Annotated in this window: 3 protein-coding genes and 1 pseudogene; all 4 read left to right on the forward strand. The window is 36.5% G+C overall.

The features are described 5' to 3' along the window. Positions 1-180 (forward strand): annotated as a pseudogene (locus D8847_RS10695) (molecular chaperone Tir); the annotation flags it as partial. A 376-nt stretch (positions 181-556) separates the two neighbouring features. Beyond that, the gene (locus tag D8847_RS10325) at positions 557-913 is read left to right on the forward strand and encodes an SAG1252 family conjugative relaxosome accessory protein (protein ID WP_000817622.1); all 357 of its coding nucleotides are present in this window, start codon (positions 557-559) and stop codon (positions 911-913) included. Positions 914-917: 4 nt separating this feature from the next. After that, positions 918-1,283: a MobC family plasmid mobilization relaxosome protein gene (locus D8847_RS10330; protein ID WP_000401233.1), complete on the forward strand. Its 366-nt coding sequence runs from the start codon at positions 918-920 to the stop codon at positions 1,281-1,283. After that, positions 1,270-2,466 (forward strand): SAG1250 family conjugative relaxase (locus D8847_RS10335; protein WP_125841479.1); only part of this gene is annotated, 1,197 nt, incomplete at its 3' end. The genes D8847_RS10330 and D8847_RS10335, both read left to right, overlap by 14 nt.

Genomic DNA, 2,466 nt, shown 5'->3' on the forward strand with positions numbered 1-2,466 from the left:
CTAAATATTAAGTCGGTTTATAAGAAAAATCCATGTAATGATCTTTATGATGATGAGCACGATTCTTATATTTCTTTAGTGAGTTTGAACGATTTCAAAGAAGATTATAATCGATATATTCAGAATGCAAAAGACAAAAGAGAACGATTAGATGAGTTCAATATAGCTAAGAGGATGTAATAAACACTCCTTGTAGATAATTCTGCTATTGAGATAAGTTCAACTTTTTAAGAGTCGAAAGGCTCTTTTTTTTCATCCTCTCATTCTCCTGTGATAACTTTTCCAAATTTCCTCTGATATACTTTTTTCAATTTTAAAAAATCCAACTAAGATTTTCTATGGGGGTTTGGGGGCGAAGTCACCAAGTTTTCTTATCGTTGGCTGTCAAAACTAGAAGGTTTTGATAGGCTGGCGATATGATTTTTGGGATATTGTGGACACAATATCTGAGCTCGCAAAGCCTTACAAGAATGAAAATCAGTTGGTGTAAAAGTGTACGGACATTGTACGGTAGCAGACATTGTCAGTACAGGTATTTTGGAAAGGAAGTAGCAGTATGAAACGAGACGTGCGTGATATTCGGAAACAATTTCGCCTAACAGATGAAGAGGAAAAGCAAATTTTAGCTTTGATGAGAGAGCAGGGAGATACTAATTTTTCAGATTTTCTCCGTAAAAGTTTACTCTCCTCTGATTTACAAAAACAGATAGAGATATGGTTCACCCTTTGGCAATCTCAAAAACTAGAACAAATCAGCCGTGATGTTCATGAGATTTTAATTTCGATCCAGTCAGAACGTCAAGTCACCCAGGAACATGTATCTATTCTCTTAACCTGCGTACAGGAATTGATTAAAGAAGTTGGCAACTCCATTCCTCTCAGTCAAGACTTCCAAGACAAATATATGAGGTAGACACATGGAACATCGTTACCGAATCAATCTCAAGAAAGTGTTTTTGTCTGATATTGAGTTGAACCAACTAAATAGAAATATCGACCAAAGTAGCTGCCAATCTTTTTCTGAATATGCGAGACGCACCCTACTTGACCCTGGAATGAATTTCATCACCATTGATACAAATGGCTACCAAGACTTAGTGTTTGAGTTGAAGAGGATTGGCAATAACATCAATCAGATTGCTCGAAGTGTGAACCAATCTCAGTTGATTTCTAGCGAAGAATTGCAAGAGTTGAAAAAGGGAATCGCTGAATTGATAAAAGAAGTTGAGAAAGAATTTACAATACAAGCTCAAAAGCTGAGGGAGTTCCATGGTCATCACTAAGCATTTTGCCATTCATGGAAAGAGTTATCGCAGAAAGCTCATCAAGTATATTCTCAATCCTGATAAAACAAAAAATCTTACCTTAGTGTCGGATTATGATATGAGGAATTTTCTGGACTTTCCTAGCTATGAGGAAATGGTGCAGATGTATCATGAAAATTTTATCAACAATGACACGCTTTACGATTTTCGACACGATAGGCTGGAGGAGAAACAACGACAAATCCATGCTCATCATATTATTCAGTCCTTTTCGCCAGAGGACAATCTCACTCCTGAACAAATCAATCAGATTGGTTATGAGACCATGAAAGAATTGACTAGTGGAAAGTTTCGCTTTATCGTTGCGACCCACGTTGATAAAGACCATCTGCATAATCACATCATTATAAACTCGGTTGACAGCAATTCTGACAAAAAACTTAAGTGGGATTATAAAGTGGAGCGAAATCTTCGAATGATTTCAGATAGATTTTCTAAAATTGCAGGGGCGAAAATTATAGAGAATCGCTATTCTCACCAGCAGTATGAAGTTTATCGCAAGACCAATCACAAGTATGAACTCAAGCAGCGACTCTATTTTTTGATGGAACATTCTAGAGACTTTGAGGATTTCAAAAAGAATGCTCCACTACTACATGTAGAAATGGATTTTAGCCACAAGCATGCGACCTTTTTTATGACGGACTCATCCATGAAACAGGTGGTGCGTGGCAATAAACTCAATCGCAAGCAACCTTATACAGAAGAATTTTTTAAGAATTACTTTGCCAAAAGGGAAATGGAAGAACTCATGGAATTTCTCTTATCAAAGGCTGAGAATATAGATGACTTGATTGAAACTGCGAAACTTTTTGATCTAACTATCATTCCCAAACAAAAGCATGTGTATTTCCAGTTGGCAGGAGTGGAGGTGAAAGAGACAGAACTAGACCAGAAAAATCTTTATGGTGTAGAATTTTTCCAAGATTATTTTGAGAGTAGAAAAGATTGGCAAAATCCAGAAATTGAGGATTTGGTTCAATTTTATCAAGAAGAAAAATTTTCCAAAGAAAAAGAACTCCCAAGAGATGAGAAGTTCTGGGAATCCTATCAAGAGTTCAAGAGCAACAGAGATGCCGTTCATGAGTTTGAGGTAGAGTTGTCACTCAATCAAATTGAAAAAGTAGTAGATGATGGTATT

The sequence above is a fragment of the Streptococcus mitis genome (assembly GCF_003942795.1).
Classification (GTDB): Bacteria; Bacillota; Bacilli; order Lactobacillales; family Streptococcaceae; genus Streptococcus; species Streptococcus mitis_BJ.